Origin of the sequence: Mucilaginibacter daejeonensis, assembly GCF_020783335.1 — a bacterium.
Taxonomy (GTDB): Bacteria; Bacteroidota; Bacteroidia; order Sphingobacteriales; family Sphingobacteriaceae; genus Mucilaginibacter; species Mucilaginibacter daejeonensis.
In genome coordinates this window covers 942721-961177 of the sequence record NZ_CP086068.1, presented here as the reverse complement: position 1 = coordinate 961177, position 18457 = coordinate 942721, and the positions used below count along the sequence as shown (strand labels likewise).

Genomic DNA, 18457 nt, shown 5'->3' with positions numbered 1-18457 from the left:
GGCCTACTTGCTGGCCAGGGTCAGCTCTTTTACGTCGGCTGCACCGGCAGTGGTCTTCAACGTCTCGATGGTTCTGCCGATCCAGTAAGCGTTAGCCGCATTGTAACCGGTAGTGTGGTATTGTACCAAGCCGTGCTGATCGATCACTACGTCCGTTGGTTGACCAACCACGCCTAACCTGCTGCTCAGTTCTTTTCCGTTCTCCAGGTGCTGGTAGGCCAGTGGGCTATATTTCAGGAACTCTTCTACCGTTTTTTTATCATCCAGTGGTACGGACAGGAACACCACGTCGCCATCTGCTTTGTAGGTTACTGCCAGTTCGTTCAGGTCTGGCAGTTGCTGGCGGCACTGAATGTCGTTCACATACCAGAAGCTCATCACCACGATCTTGCCTTTTAGTTTCTCATTGGTCCACTGCTCACCGTTGTAGCTTTTTTCTTTCAGCTTTTTGCCGAAGGCCTGACCGGTGGTGAAGAACGGGCTTTCTGCCGGTTTACCCATCTTAGCGAATTTGGCATCTCTTGCGGCTTTGGTCATCTTTACCAAACGCAGGGCTCCTTTACCGTTCTCCATCACTATTACCTTTACTTCGTAACGGCCGCTGTTCACTAAGGTGGTCCAGGCGGTATAGTCCACTTTACGTCCTGCTGAGTCCAGGATCACTGAGCGCTCGTCCAAACGTGGCAGGCGATATACTTTTTGTGGGCCTGAGGTGCTGGTCTGTGCCTGAGCGAAGGTCACCGTAAGTAAAAGGGCGATGGTGTAAAGCAGTGTTCTCATGTTGTTATTTTTATTAGCGGTGTTATGCTAAAGGTATAGGCAAACGCTGTTCCCTTAAAATGCACCCCACTGCTCAAAAGGCCGCTTTTTGCCATTTTCGCAAGGAACGCCTGCTAAAACACCTCATTTTCGCTAAAAGAGAGCCTGCATTTTACCGATCGTTAAATAGTTAAGCAAGGCGACATTTTTATCGCCGGGGGAAATATTCCCCAACACCTCTCCGCCTCAACTCCCCCTTCCCCAATGCGTGGGTGCTTTCGCCACGGTTAAGATGTGACCTCTACCCTTCCGATCCACTCGCCACGTTACACCCGCAAATACAACATGGTTCACCGGAATGCGCAAAATTGATTAATTTAGTAACGGTTGGCCCGGCGCCGACCAACCCTATCACCTATGCATACCATATTACCATTCATGCTGGCCATGGTAGCGGCCGTTGTACTGTTAGAGATGCTGGCCGCCAAACTCAAGATCGCCTACCCAATATTACTGGTGGTGGCCGGGCTGCTGGTCAGCTTTATACCGGGCCTGCCCCGCATCAAGGTCGATCCGGATCTGATCTTTTTCATCATCATGCCGCCACTGCTGTTCGAGGCTTCATGGAGCATCTCGTTCAAGGAAATGAAAAAGTGGTGGCGCATTATCACCAGCTTTGCCTTTGTGGTGGTGTTCTTTACCGCTATGGCAGTTGCCGTGGCCGTCAATTATTATATCCCCGGGTTCAGTATCGCTTTGGGCTTTTTGCTCGGCGGCATCGTAGCACCGCCCGATGCGGTGAGTACCGCCGCGATCACCAGGTTCGTGTCTATCCCGAGGGCTACCTCCGCCATATTAGAAGGGGAAAGCTTGCTGAACGATGCTTCCTCGCTCATCATTTTCCGGTTCGCGCTGGTGGCGGTGGGCACCGGCCAGTTCCTATTGCCTGATGCGGTCACCAGCTTTTTGTGGATGGTGATCGGTGGCGCAGGTATCGGCCTGCTCCTGGCCTGGTTATTCGTGCAAATGCACAAACGCCTGCGTATGGATGCGTCATCCAACATGGCCTTTAACCTCATCGAACCTTATTTAATGTATTGGGTGGCCGAGCAGTTGCACTGCTCGGGTGTACTGGCTGTGGTATTGGGTGGCCTGTTCCTCTCCAACCGCAGGCTCGAATTTTTGGATAGCGAAAGCCGCATCCAAGCCATCAATGTTTGGGAAAGCTTCGTGTTCATTCTTAATGGCATCGTGTTCCTCATCATCGGGCTCGATCTGCCCGAGATCGTGGAGGGCATGCGGGCCAGCGGCACCTCGGTACATACGGGTATCATTTATGGCATTATGGTAACGGCGATCTTGGTGCTGGCAAGGCTGATCAGCGCTTACTCGGCCATGATCGCCACCTACCTGTTCAGGCCAAGCGTGATGCCCTCACGTTCGCGGCGGCAGGTCATGCTCATCCCGTTGACCTTGGGTTGGTCGGGCATGCGCGGGGTGGTATCATTAGCGGCGGCCCTGGCTATCCCGGTCACGCTGGAGAACGGCATGCCTTTCCCGCAGCGCAACCTGATCTTGTTCATTACCTTCACCGTGATCCTGTTAACGCTGGTGATACAAGGACTCACCTTACCGCTACTCATCAAGTATACCGGTGTTTTTGAGAACCTGGCGGTGAACGGAACATCGCCCGAGGAAACACGGCAGCAAATGAAACATGGCCTTAAGCAGCACATTTACCAGTTCCTGAAGACAAAGTATGATAATGAACCGAACGGCAATGCCGGTATCGAGAAGATGCTCAGGCTTTGGGAAGAACGTGCCAAGGCGGCCGACGACAGCGGCATGACCGCCCGCAACAAGGCCATTTTTGTAGAACTGCTCGAGAGCCAACGGCAATACCTGACAGAGTTGAATAAAGACCCTAACATTGACGAAGGCATCATCAGAGCGCAGCTTTACCAGATCGACCTGGAAGAGGAACGCCTGAAGATCATATAAGCACTTGACCGCGCAGGGCTTATTTTTAACTTTGCTATATGTCGGGCGTGCAGCATATCAGGGTATCGGTTGATGCCGTAGTTTTTGGATATACTTCAAAAGAGGGGTTATCGGTATTGCTTATCCAACGTAAGATCGCGCCCTTTAAAGGCATGTGGGCCCTCCCCGGCGGCTTGGTAGGCGATCATGAATCATTGGAGCAGGCCGTTGAGCGTGAACTTAAGGAAGAGACGGGCATCAGCATCAATTACCTTGAACAGCTCTATAGTTTTGGACAGCCCGATCGCGACCCACGCAACCGCGTGATCTCCATCACCTATTACGGCCTGGTAAAGCCTGATGCCTTTGAGCTACAGGCCAACACCGATGCCGCCGACGTGGCCTGGTCAAACATCAGGTCGCTCCCTCCGCTGGCCTTTGACCACCAACAGATCATCCAAGTGGCCCATGAGCGATTGAAAAGCAAGATCCTGTACGAGCCTATCGGGTTTGAACTGCTTGACGAAAAGTTCGCCTTTTCAGAACTGGAAAAGCTGTATATGGCCGTGCTCGACCGCCCGATCGATCGCCGCAACTTTAAAAAGAAGATCAGCAAGTTGGACCTCCTTGAGAACACCAGGGAAAAACAAGCGTTGGCGGGTGCAGGCCGACCAGGTGAGCTTTACCGCTTCAACAAGGCCAAATACGCTGAGGCCAAGCACAAAGGCATAAACTTTGAGATATAAAAAATGAAAATATAATTTGCGTAATTATTACGCTTATTTATATTTGCGTAAATAAAACGCAAATAAGATGACAACAGGAGTGATCATAGCACGGTTTCAAACCCCATACCTTCACGAAGGTCACCGTAACCTGCTGGAGCAGGTAAGTGCTAAACACAGCAAGCTTATCGTACTGTTAGGCGTAAGCCCCATCAAAGGCAGCCGCAAAAATCCATACGACTATTACACTCGCGAAAAGATGATCAAAAAGGACTTTCCGGGTGCGATCGTGTTGCCGGTGAGCGATCACCCGAGCGATGCCACATGGTCTGAAAGTTTGGACAATCTACTCAAAAGCGTTTTCCCTAATGAGCATTTTTGCCTGTATGGTAGCCGCGATAGCTTCATCCCCTACTATACCGGCAAGCTACCAACGGTAGACCTACCCGAGCACGGCGACCACAACGCCACCGAACTGCGCAAGCAATATGCCGGTAAGGTTTTCGACTCGAAGGATTTCAGGGCAGGCATCCTGTACGCCTACTACAACCAATACACCAAGGTGTACCCTACGGTAGATGTGGCCGTTTTCCGTAATGATCGTACCGAGATCCTGCTGGGCAAAAAATCCAACAACAACAAGTGGCGCCTGATCGGTGGCTTTGCCGACCCCGAGGACGAAAGCTTTGAGCAGGCCGCCAAACGCGAGTTGGCCGAGGAGTGCGGCATTATGGAAGTTGGTGAGATGACCTACGAAACATCGGCCAAGATCAACGACTGGCGGTACCGTAACGAGGCCGACAAGATCATCACCTCCCTGTATAGCTGCGATCACATCTTTGGTACGCCCGCCGCGCAAGATGACATAGCCGATCTGCAATGGTTCAAATTAAGCCAACTGCCACAGCTGATCGCTGATGAGAAGACCACGCCCGAACACACCGGATTGTTCAATTTTTTATTAGACAGATACCTTTAAACATGATAGCCATGAAACGCGAGAATTTGATCTTACTGGCCGATGCCTATAAATACGCTCACCATAAATTATACTACCCTGGTACCACGCAGATCTATAGTTACCTTGAAAGCCGTGGTGGCATGTTCGATAATACCGTTTTCTTCGGTCTGCAATACTTTTTGAAGGAGTACCTGGAGGGCCAGGCCTTTACCCAGCAAGACGTTGATGAGGCAGATGCCTTTTTACCACAGGTGTTCGGCCGCGATGATGTGTTCGACCGCAGCAAGTTCCAATACATCATTGACAAGTACGACGGCCACCTGCCTGTAAAGATCAAAGCCGTTGCCGAGGGTACCGCGGTGCCTATCAGCAACGTGTTGATGACCATTGAGAACACCGACCCCGAGTGCTACTGGCTGCCTAACTTTTTAGAGACCTTGCTGATGCAGGTATGGTATCCGTGTACCGTTGCCACGCTGAGTGCCGAGACCAGAAAGCTGATCGCCCGGTATTATCAGGAGACCGCTACCGAGGGCTCCGAAGCAGGTATCGACTTTGCACTGAACGATTTTGGCTTCCGAGGGGTGAGCAGCGTGGAAGGTGCCGGCATCGGCGGGGCCGCCCACCTGCTGAGCTTCAGCGGCAGCGATAACCTAGCCGGCAGCCGCCTGGCCATGAAGTATTATGATACGCAAAAGGTATATGGCCTGAGCATACCGGCCACCGAGCACAGCATTTGCACGCTGCTTGGCCGCGAGGGCGAATTAGAGATATTCCGCCATGTATTGCGCACCTTCCCTACCGGAACGGTGGCCTGCGTGTCTGACAGCTATAACATCTTCAAGGCTTGCAGCGACTACTGGGGAACCGAACTGCACGACGAGATCATGAACCGGCAAGGCACCCTGGTGATCCGCCCCGATAGCGGCGACCCGATCAGGACGTTACTTGCTATATTCGAGATATTATTTGACAAGTTCGGGTTCACCACCAATGCCAAAGGCTACAAGGTGCTTCCACCGCAACTACGGGTGATTCAGGGCGACGGTGTGAATTACGACGCCATCAACAGCATCTACGAAGCGTTGAAAGAACACCAGATCAGCGCCGAGAACCTGGTTTTGGGTATGGGCGGCGCATTACTGCAAAAGGTGGACCGTGACACCCAGCGTTTTGCCCTCAAATGCAGCAGCGCAGTGGTGAACGGCCAACAAATAGCTGTTGAAAAGAGCCCGACCGAAATGGACAAGAACGGAAACATCACACCAAGTTTTAAAAAGAGCAAGAGCGGACGTTTAAAGCTGGTTAAAACTGATGGCACTTACCGAACCGTGAACGAGGACACTCTCCCCGAAGTGCCTGACCAATTACACACCGTTTTTGAGAACGGCAAATTGACCGATACCCTTACCTTTGAGCAGGTAAAAGCCAACCTAAATGACCGCTAATATGAAAAAGCTACTGTTCGCTATAAAAGAATATACCTACCTGGCCGAGCGGGTACTGGCCTGCACCGATATGGAAAAAGGGATACTCGAGGTGAACCACTTTACGGACGGTGAACGTTACCAGCGCATCATATCGCCAGTTGACGGGCGCGATGTGGTACTGATCGGCGGTACGGTGAGCGATGAGGCCATGCTCGAACTGTACGACCTTGCTTCCTCCTTAGTAAGCTATGGCGCCAACTCGCTAACGCTGGTGATCCCATACTTTGGCTACTCTACCATGGAACGTGCGGTATTAAGTGGCGAGATCGTGACCGCCAAGACCAGGGCTCGTTTACTATCATCCATCCCGCGATCTAACCGGGGCAACAAGGTGTTACTGTTCGACCTGCACTCCGAGGGCATTCAATATTACTTTGAGCACGACCTGTACCCGGTACATGTTTACTGCAAGGACCTGGTGATCGAGGCGGCACGCCAATACGGCGGCACCGACCTGGTGATGGCCAGCACTGATGCGGGCCGCGCCAAATGGGTAGAATCATTGGCCAACGATATGGGTGTAAGCGCCGCCTTCATCCTTAAACGCCGCCTTAAAGGCGACCATACAGAGGTAAGCGCTATTAACGCTGATGTGGCCGGCAAAACAGTAGTGATCTACGACGACATGATCCGTTCGGGAGGCAGCATTATCAACGCCGCCAAGACCTACAAAGAAGCGGGCGCAGGCGACATCTACGTGATCACTACCCACGGCCTGTTCGTTAATGATGGCATCAACAAGCTGCGCGACTCAGGCCTGATCAAAAAATTGATCTGCACCGACTCGCATGTGAACACCCAGCACATCAACGATGATTTTGTAGAGGTACGCAGCATCGACAAACTGATCGCCTCCGTGATCTGATCACTATCAATACAAAAGCCCGGCATTTATACAGAAATGCCGGACTTTTTTGTGGGATAACAGATCAATTTACCGCGATCACAGGCTTACCTTTCTCGAGGCGGTCCTGACGCAGCATCGCTTCGAGGTAGTAATAGTCGGCGTAGCTGATGGGCACATCGATCTCGCTGTTGGCCGGTTTGTGACCGGTGCTGTGCAGCAATATAAAACCCTGACTTTCGCCCGGCTTGGCCTGATAGTTCTTACTCAGGCTATTGGTCATCTCATCGGCCATTTTGCGGTATTGCTTGCCGTTCTTGCCGTAAGTGCTCAACTCATACAAGGCTGAGGCCATGATCGCCGCCGCCGAAGCATCACGTGGTGCGTTCGGGATATCGGGCGCGTTAAAGTCCCAGTAAGGTACCTTATCGGCCGGCATGTTAGGGTTGGTCATGATGAACTTGGCGATCGCTTCGGCCTGCTTGAGGTACTTAGGATCTTTGGTCTCGCGGTAGCACAAGGTGTAACCGTACAAACCCCAGCCTTGTCCCCTTGCCCAGGCCGATGCATCGGCGTAGCCCTGATGGGTCTGTTTGTGTACCGCAGCGCCTGTTTGCGGATCATAATCGATCACGTGGTACGAGCTAAAGTCAGGGCGAAAGTGGTTCTTCATGGTGGTGTTGGCATGCTTGATGGCAATATTGCGGAACGAGGTATCGCCCGATAGCTTGCTGGCCTCGAACAACAGTTCCAGGTTCATCATGTTATCAATGATCACCGGGTAAGGCCATTCTTTGCGCCCGTCCCATGATTTGATCGCGCCTACTTTAGGGTTGAAACGGGTGCTCAAGGTTTTAGCCGCCTGGATGATCACATCCTTGTAGTGGGCATCCTTGGTCAAACGGTAACCGTTGCCTACGCTGCAATAGATCTTGAAACCTACGTCGTGGGTTCCCTTGTCAAATTGTTCCGGCTCGATGAAAGCGGTGTAGGTCTTGGCAGCATCCTTCCATTTTTGATCATGGGTATACTCGAAAAGGTACCACAATTCGCCGGGGAAGAAGCCGCTCACCCAATCACGTGAGGGGATCATGACCAGTTCGCCGGCCGCGTTTAGCGTACGTGGCGATACCACATTCGGTTTGGTAGCTTTTTCTTTGGCCTGCGGAATTGCTTTGAGCATCACGTCCGTTTGCTTTTCTGCAAATGGGATAGCTTTCTTGGCGTTGTGTTGCGCGCTGGCTGCCGTGACCAGCATGCCGAGCGCTAAGGTTAAATGTATCTTCTTCATCATTTGGTTTGAGTGTCATTATTCTTAAGAGAGCTACTATTTAGCTTTTTGAACGCGGTTGAGCACCAGTTGCCAGTCGAGGTATTGATCGCCCATCACCTGTTTAACGACCTTCACCATCAGCGGATCAAAGTGATCGGCCAGCGATAGTACGATGATACCATTCTTGGGCTCGAACGGATGACCAGCCACGTAGCCTTTCTCACCGTTGGCGGCACGGTCGCGGTCGAACTTGACCTTACTGTTGGCAAATTCGCCGTGCTTTTTCACGCCGGTGACGAATGGTAGCAGGAACTGCACCGACCGCTGTACCGATGAGCCTGTTGGCGATACAAAAGCATAATAATTCTTACCGCTACCCCGCTGTACGGCGATCATGGCTTTTAGCAATGGCTCGAGGGTGTAAATGTGGTAATGCAAAGCATCGCGCTCGGCAAAGTCATAGCTGGAACCGTCCTCGTACAGGTTCTGTACCAGTTGCTGTTCGACCAGCTTGTTCACCGTATCACGATAGCGGTCGGCGTGAATGGCGTACACCACCTGCGCGATCACCTTGATCCGATGCGAGTTCCAGTTGTTCTTGGCGGTCGACTTATCGGGTCTGGCGAAGGGGCTGTTGATCTCGGCCACGGCTATGCTTTCCATCCAGGTATCGATCAGCTTGCGGTCGGCCTTACTTATCTGATCACGGATAAGGTCATAGCCGGTAAAGAATTCTTCCAGCTTGGTCTCATCGATCGGGTCGCCGTTGGGCTTGTTCACTTTGGCCCAGGCCAGCAGGTAATCAATGGCCTTTTTGAGATAGTCGCGGTTATCATAAAGCCTTGAGCAAAGCGCCAGGGCATATACCTTTGGTCCGTCCTCCACTGCCTTAAGGCTCGCCGTTTTGACCGGATCGCCCATCAGTAAGCCTTGTGAGTGTACCAAGGCTACCGGACCGGGTGTTTCGGCCAAAGCCTTCCGGGCTGTCTTTTCAAACACCTCGAATTGTCGTTTCACCTGGTGATCGGTGTCGATCGCCTGTTTTAACTTTTTGACCTCACCGGCGGTCAGGCTTACAAATTGCGCCTGGGCCGTAACGGTCATACCTATCAATAGCAGCAAAGGAGCGATAGCTTTTCTCATACGGTAATTATCATTGGTTCGCGGACCGGTCGGTCAACTCAAAGTTAGTACGTAAGGTGATATGGTCCGAAGAATTTCCGATCATTAATTTGAACTCGCCCGGTTCGGCGGTCCACTTCATTTGCTGATCATAGAACGACAGCATCTCCTTGTTGATCACAAATTTGATCGTCTTGCTTTCGCCCGGCTTTAATGATACCTTTTCAAAGCCTTTTAGCTCCTGTACAGGTCGCGTCACGCTGGCCACCACATCCTGCAGATAAAGCTGTACCACCTCTTCGCCGGCGTATTTACCGGTGTTTTTGAGATTACAGGTCACGGTGATGGAATCGGTATCTACAAAAGCTTTTTTATCCAGCTTAAGATCACTCAGCTCAAAGGTGGTGTAACTCAAACCGTACCCGAACGCATATCGTGGACTGTTGGGCATGTCGAGATAACCTGAACGGTAACTGCCTGCCAGATCGGTCGGAGATGGACGCCCTGTACTTTTGTGGTTGTAATACACCGGGATCTGTCCTTCGCTGCGTGGGAAGCTCATGGTCAGTTTACCGGCGGGATCATAATCACCGAACAATACATCAGCAATGGCATTACCCGCCTCGCTGCCTAACCACCAGGTGTGCAGTATGGCTTTAGCATTATCGGCGATCCAGTTGAAGATCATTGGCCGGCCCGACATGGTGAGCACCACCACCGGCTTGCCCGTGGCTTGTACGGCCTTCACCAGTTCTTCCTGCACGCCCGGTATGTGGATATTAGCCTTGCTTTTGGCTTCGCCGCTCATATCATAAGCCTCGCCAACGGCCATGATCACCACATCGGCTTGTTTGGCAGTAGCAACGGCTTCTGCAAAACCGGCTTTTGAAGTATCGGTGATACCGCAGCCTTTGGCATATAACAACTTGGTATTCTTACCCAGTTTGTTCTCCAAACCTTCGTAAACCGATACCAGTTTATCGTTATCCCACTTGACCGACCAAAAGCCCATCATATCGATATTTGACCTACCCAAGGGGCCGATCACGGCAATGGTCTTGGTGTTCTTTGATAAAGGCAGCAGTTGACCATCATTCTTTAATAGCACGATGCTACGCTTGGCCACGTCACGTGCTTTGGCGCGGTTGGCATAACTGTTCAACTCTTTTTTCTCACGCGCCTCATTGCTGAAACGGTAAGGATCATCAAAAAGCCCAAGCTCAAATTTTTTACGCAGGATGCGGCGTACGGCATCATCGATGATGGCCACGTCCACCTTTTTATCATTAACCAGTTTGACCAAGCTGGTGATGTATGCACGGCCTTCCATGTCCATATCACTACCGGCCTTAATGGCTATCTCCGCGGCCTGGGCAGGATCTTTGGCAAAACCATGCGGGATCATCTCTTTGATCGAACTCCAGTCGCTCACCACAAAACCGGTGAAGCCCCATTTGCCTTTCAAAATATCGCGCTGCAAATAGCTGTTGCCGGTGGCGGGAATGCCATTCAGATCGTTGAAGGAGTTCATGAACGTAGCAGCACCTGCGTCCAGTGCGGCCTTGAACGGTGGCAGATAGGTCTCCCACAACGTTCGGTCCCCCATTTCTACTGAGTTATAATCGCGGCCGCCAATGGCAGCGCCGTATGCGGCAAAGTGTTTCACGCAAGCCATTACGGCATCCAGGTCACCCAGTTGTTTGCCCTGGAAGCCTTTCACCCGCGCCTTGGCGATCATTGAGCCGAGGTAAGTGTCCTCACCTGCTCCTTCCATCACCCTGCCCCAGCGTGGGTCGCGGGCAATATCAACCATTGGGGCGAATGTCCAGTGTATACCTGCCGCGGCCGATTCTGCAGCGGCCACCCGGGCCGATGTCTCGATTGCCTTCATATCCCATGACGAAGCTTCGGCCAATGGTATGGGGAAAGTGACGCGGTAACCGTGTATCACATCCAGCCCGAAAAGCAGCGGTATCTTTAACCTCGAACGCATGGCCAGTTCCTGTACCATGCGGGTATCCTTTGCGCCGCGCACATTAAGCATCGAGCCAACCTTGCCGGTCTTTATATCTTCATACTTGCTCGAATTCTCGGTGAGCGGGCCGGTAGCCAAACGGTCGCTGGTATACTGATTCAATTGGCCTACCTTTTCTTCAAGGGTCATTTGAGCCAGCAACTGGTTAACCCGCTCGTCTACCGAGTGTGTGTTGGCCGGCCTGGCCTTTTGCGCTATGGCGTTATAGCTGAGCCCCGAAAGCGCCAGGGCCAACAGTAATGTTCTTTGCATATACATTCATAAAAGTGAGCCGCCCAGCCTTATCAGGGCTGTGGCGGCTGCACAAGGTTTGGGTCGGTTATATTTTGTGGCGTGTCAGTAACACGCCTAAGCTATATGGATCAAGGCACGATCTTATCCAATGGTGCCACGTTAAGCTCAGCACCAGCATAACCTTTGTTCTGATTGATGCGGCCATTGGTGTTCAGGTCGATCTCGCGCTGTGGTATCGGCCACAGTACGTGATAGGCCGAAATGGTGTAACGGTTTCCTGAGTTGGTGATCACAGCCGGATTTTTGTAGAAATCGTTCTTCTCCATGATGCGGTCATAAAAGAAGTTGCTGGTAGCAAAGTTGGCCACGTTATAAGCCTTACCATTATAGGCGGTTTGCCCGGTTTGTGCAAATATGTAGGCCATACGGGTAAGCTCTGTTTTACGAGGCTCCTCCCAGTACAACTCACGCTGGCGCTCATCCAGTATGGTGCCGATGTTCACCGTGCTTGGATCGGTGATGAGCTGAGCCTGGGCACGGGCACGCACAGCGTTGATGTCGTTCATAGCCGAACCTAACTGGTTCTTCCAAATGTACGCCTCAGCACGTAACAGGTAGGTCTCGGCCAAGCGGAACACATACCAGTCGGTATTGGTACCACGCGGTGGGCTCCACCATTTATCAGTAGCGTATTGTGCCGAACCGATGAATACTTTGTAATGCGGCCAGCCGAACCATGCACGGATGGTATCGCGCGCGCCATTTAAAAAGCGCTGGTTAACATTGGCAGCGGTATACTCCTGTAATTTTTTACCATACCAGGCAGCATCAGTACTTTTGATCGATGGGTTGTTATACACCAGGTCGGTCATGTTCATCCAGTTGCCCGGGGCATGACGCAGGTCGGTGTTATCGGTCCAGATGTATTTAGTGGCATATGGTGTACCACGCAAACGACCGATACCACGTCCGTAAAGCAAGGTAAGCGGAACTTCCTCGGTCACCTTGTCAGACATGCCCGGCTTCAATGTTCCCGGGGTCAGGATAGTACCGTTGTGCCACATCGGGCAGCAGTTACGCATCACCTGTGATCCGTTAGGGGTGGCGCCATCAAGCGTCTCGCGGTCAAGCACCACGTATAAAGCCTCGGTATTGTTAGAGATCGCTTTATTCTCCGGACGGTGAAGGTCCCAGATCACGTTCTTGGTGGCATCGGTACCATTCACGCCAAAACGTGCGGTCATTAATTTGTAAGGACCGTTGATAGCGACGTTACAGGCTGCTATAGCCTCGTCGAACAGGCCCAGGGCCAGGTCCACCTTAGCCAGTAAGTGAGCGGCGGCACCTTTAGATACATCGCCTTTGGCATTGGCATCGTTCAGGTTGGCCACGGCGAACTCAAGATCCTCTTTCATTTTTTTCAGGATCACTATACGCTGGGTACTAAAGTAACCGATGTTCACGCTTTGCTCTTCTTTTAAAACCAACGGCACATCACCAAATTCGTGCACCAAACGGTAGTAACGGTAAGCACGGTGAAAGTATGCGGTGGCGAGCGTAAGGTTACGGGCGCCGGTGGTAGGCCACACGGCGTTATCGATACGGCTAATGATCACGTTGGCATCGTGTATACCAGCGTACCAGGCGTACCAGTAACGGGCGATCTTGTTATAATCATCGCTATCCAGGTTGGCCGTTGGTGTGATACGCACGTTCAGGTCCTGTGCTGGTGTGGTCTTATCAGTAGTTCCTTCCACTGCCGATTCGGTGAAGATAGACTCCGTGAGTAAGGGTGCCGAATCACCGAAGAACTCGAAACGCAAACTTGGATTCAACGCTTCCAGTGCCGACTTAAAAGCGGCCGGCGTGGTCAGGGTAACATCGGGCCTGAAATTCGATGGCGACTCAGGAACCAACTCACTGCGTTTGGTACAACCTGCGGCCACAAATACCGCGGCAATGGCAATACCTGCTACTATATTTTTGTTCATCTTTTTCATTTCAATTTCTTTTCAGATCATTAAAAAGTTACGTTCAAACCTGCAGCCCAAAATCTTGGGGTCGGGCCGTTGTTCTGCGGGTCCCAAAAATTCCAGCTACTGGCCACATAAGGGTTAGTGGCGTTCAGATAGATCTTGGCATTTTGGACTCCCAGTTTTTTAACGATCTGTGTGTTGATGTTATAGCCTATAGATACGGTTTGCAGGCGCACGAATGATGACTTACGCCATACGTTGATCGTGGTACCTGATTGGCCAGAGTTCAAACGGGCGTAATCATTGATCGGGTTATCAGGTGTCCAGTATGGTTGTACGTATGAGTTCATACGGGCAAAGCCCACACTGCCCGGATTGTTAAGGGCCTGGTTGAACTGCCTTAACTGGCCCATGTTAGATACCAGCATGAAAGAGGCATCAAAGTTCTTGAGGAAGTGGAACTCGTTACGGAACGACCAGATGAAGCGCGGGTTGGTCGATCCCAGGAACTTTTTGTCATCATTAGTGAAACGGAAGTCGCCGTTCACATCTTCCAGTTTAAAGTCGCCGGGGCGTGCGCCATATTTGGCGGCCTCGGTAGCCTCATTGGTTTGCCACACACCCAGGATATTGTAATCCCACACGGTGTTGATATCGCGGCCTATGAACCAGCCGTTACCAATGTCATCATTCTCACGGGTGATGGTGTTGCCGTTAGCATCAGTGGTTTGGTACTCACCGTACAGGTGTTTGATCTTGTTACGGTTGATGAACAAGGTAGCCTGTGCGCTCCAGCTAAAGTTGCGGCCGTTAATGATCTTGCCATCTAATGATAGCTCGAAACCACGGTTGTTCACCTCGCCAAGGTTAAAGTAGGCGTTAGATCCGTTGCTACCACCGACCTGGATATTATTTGAGGTGTTCAAACCCATGATCCATGGAATAGCACGATTCACCAGCATGTTGGTGGTATTACGGTCATACACATCGATGGTACCACTCAAACGGTTGTTCAGCAAAGTGAAGTCGAGACCGATGTCAGCACCTGTGGTCTTCTCCCAAGTAAGATCAGGCAGTTGTAACGAATTTACATAGATACCAGTGTTGTTGGTCACAGTGGTACCGCTCACAGTGGGGTAACGGGTAGCACCTAATAAAGCCAGCGTTAAAGACGGATCGGCCGTACCGGTAGACAAGCGGTTACCGTTGGTACCGTAACCTAAACGCAGTTTAGCGTAGTTCAGCCATTTCCAGTCAGCTTCTTTAATAAAGTTCTCATCAGTGATGGTCCAGGCCAAACCTCCTGCTACATAAGTGGCACGTGGATTTTTCAAACCAAAGGTCGAGAAACCATCACGGCGAACGATCATGTTCAACACGTAGCGGCCCATCAGGGTGTAGTTGATACGCCCCATCAAAGCGTCGGCATTGTATTTACGGTCGTCGCTACTTTCGATAGGCAGTGTACCTGCACCGATGTTGTGGTAACCCAGGTCATCACTTGGCACGAACTGGGTGTTCGAGGCACGAGTATAGTAAGAGTTATAACCCTCTTTGTTGATCAGGAAGGTAGCATCGAAACCATGTTTACCAAAGGTCTTGTTCCAGGTCAGGATGTTATCCAGCGTGTAACGGTAACGGTTCTCCATGGTACGTATACCGGTACCACCGGCCAACTCATTAGGGTTCTTTACCGGCCTGAAAAAGAAGTTACGGTATGATTCGATAGTAGGCGCGTAGTTAACGTTGAACTTGAAGCCGAAAGGCAGGTCAACACGCGCGTACAGAGTAGAGAACAAGGTATTTTGGATCGCTACGACATCGTTGTAACGGTTACCCAGGAAAGGGTTACGCTGATTCAGACCGCTATCATCAGTAGCGATACGGCGTAACGAACCATCGGCATTATACAGGTCACCATAAGGCGATGAGTTGATGATCTGGGTCCAGTCGGCCTCCAAACCATCGATACCCTGGTTGCTCAGCGGAGTACTGGCAGCGCTTTCATCGCGGCTGGCGAACTGCGCGTTCAAACCCACGGTCAGGAATTTGGAAGCTTTACCTTCCACGTTGGCCCTGATACGGCCGTTCTTGTAAAAACCGCCCTGGATCAGGTTCTCGTTACGTGTGTAGTTACCCGATAAGTAATAGCTCATAGCATCGTTCTTGGCCGATACGCTCACAGTATAATCCTGGCGCACACCATTACGGAAGATCAGGTCTGACCAGTTGGTCACCTTACCGGCCTGGTAGTTGGCTATCTCGTTAGGGAACAAGCCTAAACGCTGTAACCAAATGGTGGTCGGGTCGCCGGTGGCACCGTTCAGGAACTGGGCCAGCGTAACGCCTGATGGCAGGTTGTTAGGGTTGCTGTAGTAATAATAAGGGTTAGCAGTGTTAGAGCTGCGGGCACCATCGGCACGCCAGGCCAGGAAATCTTCCCCTTCATAGAATTTTTGCCTTTTGGCCAGTTGGGCGATGCCCACGTTGGCGTTCAGCGTGATCTGCGGAGCGCCGCGTTTACCTTTTTTAGTGGTAACAGCTACTACACCCGAAGCGGCCTGAGCACCGTAAACGGCCAGGGCACTTGGATCGCGCAATACGTCCACACGCTCGATGTCATTAGGGTTGATGTCGGCCAGCTGACCAGGGTAGATCACACCATCCAAAATGATGAGCGGTGCGTAGGTACCTGAAAGCGAGTTACGGCCACGGATCTGCAGGTCGCCTGCGCCACCACCTTTGGCTGAGGTATTAAGCGCTACAGTGATACCCGGTACGTTACCACGGATGATGTCGGTCACGCTGGTCGGGTTCTCGTTCTCCAAACGCTCGGCCTTGATGCTCGATATAGCGCCGGTAACGTCTTTCACGGCACGGGTACCGTAACCTACCACCACCACATCGTTCAGGTTATTTGCGGTCGGGTTCAGTTTTACTTCGATGTTCTTTTCGGTACCTACGGTTACGGTTTGACTAATGAAACCTACGTAGGTGAAGGTAAGCGTTGCGCCCTGGGCAGCATTGATCGAATAACTGCCGTTGATGTCGGTTTGGGTGGCCGTAGTGCCGCCGCTGGCCTTCACGGTAACGCCCACCAGTGGCGATCCCAGGTTATCCAGCACGCGACCCTTGATCGGCGTTTGGGCAAATACCGACGTTGAGCACACAAGAATAAAGAATATGAGATGAGTAATAAGTCTTTTCATATACAATGGTTTAGTTTTAATTGGATGATGGGGTTGATGGTACGCAAACCTGGCCTGTGTACATCTGGGTAGCTGCTGTGTTCCTGTCTGGTCTTTTGGTCCGGGCGGTGAAAAGCGCGTGCGGTCGTTCAGGCAAAAGCTTGCTTATGCCGTCCTGTTCAGACTCCCTGTTGGTCACGCTCCGGAAAAAAATTGATATCGTCGGTCTTTAAATCGGTGCCAGGATCTGCTCCTGTTGCAAGCAAAAGTATGATGAAAGTATCGAGATGTGCAAATAAAAAATCAACACAAATTACTGTAAAACAGACACTTATAAAGTAATTGATACGCTTTGATAACAAGTCGTTATTTCATAATCAGCTGTATTTGAGCGCTAATAGGTAGCTTTCGATGCCAGGCTGATACGGTATATGACCAAATGATATTTTTATCTTTTTTTTATGAAAAGGTGCTTTTAAGCGGGCTTAAACGAGGTTAAGTGATGCTTGAACAGCATTGTCATCTTGTAATTGCCTATTCACCCCAAATGATGCTTAAGGGTGCATTTGTGGATCATCTATATATCCTATCTTATTTGTTTTAAAACTAAGTGTTCAAAATACACCCATAGTTCATATATTGCGCCGTCAAAGACCGGGCATCGCACCCGGTGATGGTTTTATCTCAAGATCCAATGACCAACATCAATAACATAGGCGTTTACACTTCAGGGGGCGACGCGCCAGGCATGAACGCGGCCATACGTGCCGTGGTCAAGACCGCGCACTTTTATAATATCGAGGTCACCGGCATCAGGCTGGGCTACGAGGGCATGATCAATGGCGATATGATGCCTATGAAATTAAAATCGGTAGGCAACATCCTACACCGTGGAGGTACCATATTAAAGACCGCCCGCAGTGCAGAGTTCCGTACCGACGAGGGCAAGCAAAAGGCCTACAAGCAACTGAAGCGCCATGGCGTTGATGCCCTGGTGGCCATCGGTGGCGATGGTACCTTTACCGGCGCCAACAAATTCAGCGAGCTTTTTGATATACCGGTGATCGGCATTCCGGCCACTATTGATAATGACCTAAAGGGTACCGACTTCACCATTGGTTATGATACGGCCCTGAACACCGTGATCCGCTCGGTGGATCAGATCCGTGACACGGCCGAATCACACGACCGCTTATTCATCGTAGAGGTGATGGGCCGCGACTCAGGCATGATCGCCATGCACTCAGGTATTGCTGCCGGTGCAGAGGCCGTAATGATCCCGGAGGTGAAGAACAACCTGGAGCCGCTATTTAAACGTTTAGAAGAAAGCAAACACCAGAAGAACTCCAAGATCCTGATCGTAGCCGAAGGCCAGGAGATCGGTGGCGGGTTCGAGATTGGCCAGATCATTAAGGAGCGCTTCCCGCATTATGATACGCGCGTATCGGTGCTGGGGCACATGCAGCGTGGCGGGCATGCCAGTTGTGCCGACCGTGTGCTGGCCAGCCGCTTAGGTGTGGCCGCGGTAGAAGGCCTGATGAATGGCCGTACCCGGGAGATGGTAGGTGTACGTCACAATGATGTGGTTTACGTTAAACTTGACGAGGCCATATTGCAACCATCAGAGTTAGATCTTAATCTGTTAAAGATCATCGAGCTGCTATCGTAGACAGCCTTTTTATCGACTAAAATAAACGGAACGGACGGATGTTTAACATTCGTCCGTTCTGCTTTTATATGCCCTTTCGCCATGTGAAAAGTGGCTTATGCTACACTGCCCTGTACACTGTCCTGAAGGTTGACCAATAGTTAACCCACAGGCCTAAAAACGCAATTTTTCAGGCGCCATCTCTTAAAGTTTTGATGCATC

Annotated in this window: 12 protein-coding genes; 6 read left to right on the top strand and 6 right to left on the bottom strand. The window is 51.3% G+C overall.

The annotated features are described in order from the left end of the window. Window positions 1-3: 3 nt before the first annotated feature. Window positions 4-780, bottom strand: a complete 777-nt coding sequence (locus LLH06_RS04230) for a TlpA disulfide reductase family protein (RefSeq protein ID WP_228171571.1) — start codon at window positions 778-780, stop codon at window positions 4-6. Window positions 781-1176: 396 nt separating this feature from the next. Here LLH06_RS04230 and LLH06_RS04225 point away from each other — a divergent pair, with 396 nt between their 5' ends. The 5 genes from LLH06_RS04225 to LLH06_RS04205 all read left to right on the top strand — a co-directional run bounded on the left by LLH06_RS04225 (window position 1177) and on the right by LLH06_RS04205 (window position 6780). Further along, the gene (locus LLH06_RS04225; protein ID WP_228172018.1) at window positions 1177-2760 is read left to right on the top strand and encodes a Na+/H+ antiporter; all 1584 of its coding nucleotides are present in this window, start codon (window positions 1177-1179) and stop codon (window positions 2758-2760) included. Window positions 2761-2798: 38 nt separating this feature from the next. Then, the gene (locus LLH06_RS04220; RefSeq protein ID WP_228172017.1) at window positions 2799-3485 is read left to right on the top strand and encodes an NUDIX hydrolase; all 687 of its coding nucleotides are present in this window, start codon (window positions 2799-2801) and stop codon (window positions 3483-3485) included. 67 nt (window positions 3486-3552) lie between these two features. Beyond that, window positions 3553-4443, top strand: coding sequence for an NUDIX domain-containing protein (locus LLH06_RS04215; protein WP_228172016.1), 891 nt, complete (start codon window positions 3553-3555; stop codon window positions 4441-4443). Between the two features lie 11 nt (window positions 4444-4454). Continuing rightward, window positions 4455-5873: a nicotinate phosphoribosyltransferase gene (locus LLH06_RS04210; protein ID WP_228172015.1), complete on the top strand. Its 1419-nt coding sequence runs from the start codon at window positions 4455-4457 to the stop codon at window positions 5871-5873. 1 nt (window position 5874) lies between these two features. Beyond that, a complete protein-coding gene (locus LLH06_RS04205) occupies window positions 5875-6780 on the top strand; it encodes a ribose-phosphate diphosphokinase (RefSeq protein ID WP_228172014.1) in 906 nt (301 codons plus the stop codon). A gap of 64 nt (window positions 6781-6844) precedes the next feature. Here LLH06_RS04205 and LLH06_RS04200 read toward each other — a convergent pair whose 3' ends face one another. From LLH06_RS04200 to LLH06_RS04180, 5 genes are all read right to left on the bottom strand, one after another. Then, window positions 6845-8050, bottom strand: coding sequence for a glycoside hydrolase family 88 protein (locus tag LLH06_RS04200; RefSeq protein ID WP_228173260.1), 1206 nt, complete (start codon window positions 8048-8050; stop codon window positions 6845-6847). Window positions 8051-8086: 36 nt separating this feature from the next. Then, window positions 8087-9175 carry an alginate lyase family protein gene (locus LLH06_RS04195; RefSeq protein WP_228172013.1) on the bottom strand — a complete coding sequence of 363 codons (1089 nt, stop codon included), beginning with the start codon at window positions 9173-9175 and terminating at the stop codon, window positions 8087-8089. A gap of 10 nt (window positions 9176-9185) precedes the next feature. Next, entirely contained in the window at window positions 9186-11441 is a 2256-nt protein-coding gene (locus tag LLH06_RS04190; RefSeq protein WP_228172012.1) for a glycoside hydrolase family 3 N-terminal domain-containing protein, read from the bottom strand. A 110-nt stretch (window positions 11442-11551) separates the two neighbouring features. After that, window positions 11552-13414, bottom strand: a complete 1863-nt coding sequence (locus LLH06_RS04185; RefSeq protein WP_228172011.1) for a RagB/SusD family nutrient uptake outer membrane protein — start codon at window positions 13412-13414, stop codon at window positions 11552-11554. 29 nt (window positions 13415-13443) lie between these two features. After that, window positions 13444-16608 carry a SusC/RagA family TonB-linked outer membrane protein gene (locus LLH06_RS04180; protein WP_228172010.1) on the bottom strand — a complete coding sequence of 1055 codons (3165 nt, stop codon included), beginning with the start codon at window positions 16606-16608 and terminating at the stop codon, window positions 13444-13446. A 673-nt stretch (window positions 16609-17281) separates the two neighbouring features. Between LLH06_RS04180 and pfkA the strand changes: the two genes are divergently transcribed. After that, window positions 17282-18256 (top strand): 6-phosphofructokinase, encoded by a 975-nt coding sequence (pfkA, locus tag LLH06_RS04175; protein WP_228172009.1) that lies wholly within the window; start codon window positions 17282-17284, stop codon window positions 18254-18256. The last annotated feature ends 201 nt before the right edge of the window (window positions 18257-18457 follow it).

Bases quoted from the DNA above. Each gene is read 5' to 3' on its own strand.
- LLH06_RS04215 (WP_228172016.1), top strand. From the start codon at position 3,553: ATGACAACAGGAGTGATCATAGCACGGTTTCAAACCCCATACCTTCAC.
- LLH06_RS04185 (WP_228172011.1), bottom strand. From the start codon at position 13,414: ATGAACAAAAATATAGTAGCAGGTATTGCCATTGCCGCGGTATTTGTG.
- LLH06_RS04230 (WP_228171571.1), bottom strand. From the start codon at position 780: ATGAGAACACTGCTTTACACCATCGCCCTTTTACTTACGGTGACCTTC.
- LLH06_RS04190 (WP_228172012.1), bottom strand. From the start codon at position 11,441: ATGCAAAGAACATTACTGTTGGCCCTGGCGCTTTCGGGGCTCAGCTAT.
- LLH06_RS04225 (WP_228172018.1), top strand. From the start codon at position 1,177: ATGCATACCATATTACCATTCATGCTGGCCATGGTAGCGGCCGTTGTA.
- LLH06_RS04180 (WP_228172010.1), bottom strand. From the start codon at position 16,608: ATGAAAAGACTTATTACTCATCTCATATTCTTTATTCTTGTGTGCTCA.
- pfkA (WP_228172009.1), top strand. From the start codon at position 17,282: ATGACCAACATCAATAACATAGGCGTTTACACTTCAGGGGGCGACGCG.
- LLH06_RS04220 (WP_228172017.1), top strand. From the start codon at position 2,799: ATGTCGGGCGTGCAGCATATCAGGGTATCGGTTGATGCCGTAGTTTTT.
- LLH06_RS04200 (WP_228173260.1), bottom strand. From the start codon at position 8,050: ATGAAGAAGATACATTTAACCTTAGCGCTCGGCATGCTGGTCACGGCA.
- LLH06_RS04210 (WP_228172015.1), top strand. From the start codon at position 4,455: ATGAAACGCGAGAATTTGATCTTACTGGCCGATGCCTATAAATACGCT.
- LLH06_RS04205 (WP_228172014.1), top strand. From the start codon at position 5,875: ATGAAAAAGCTACTGTTCGCTATAAAAGAATATACCTACCTGGCCGAG.
- LLH06_RS04195 (WP_228172013.1), bottom strand. From the start codon at position 9,175: ATGAGAAAAGCTATCGCTCCTTTGCTGCTATTGATAGGTATGACCGTT.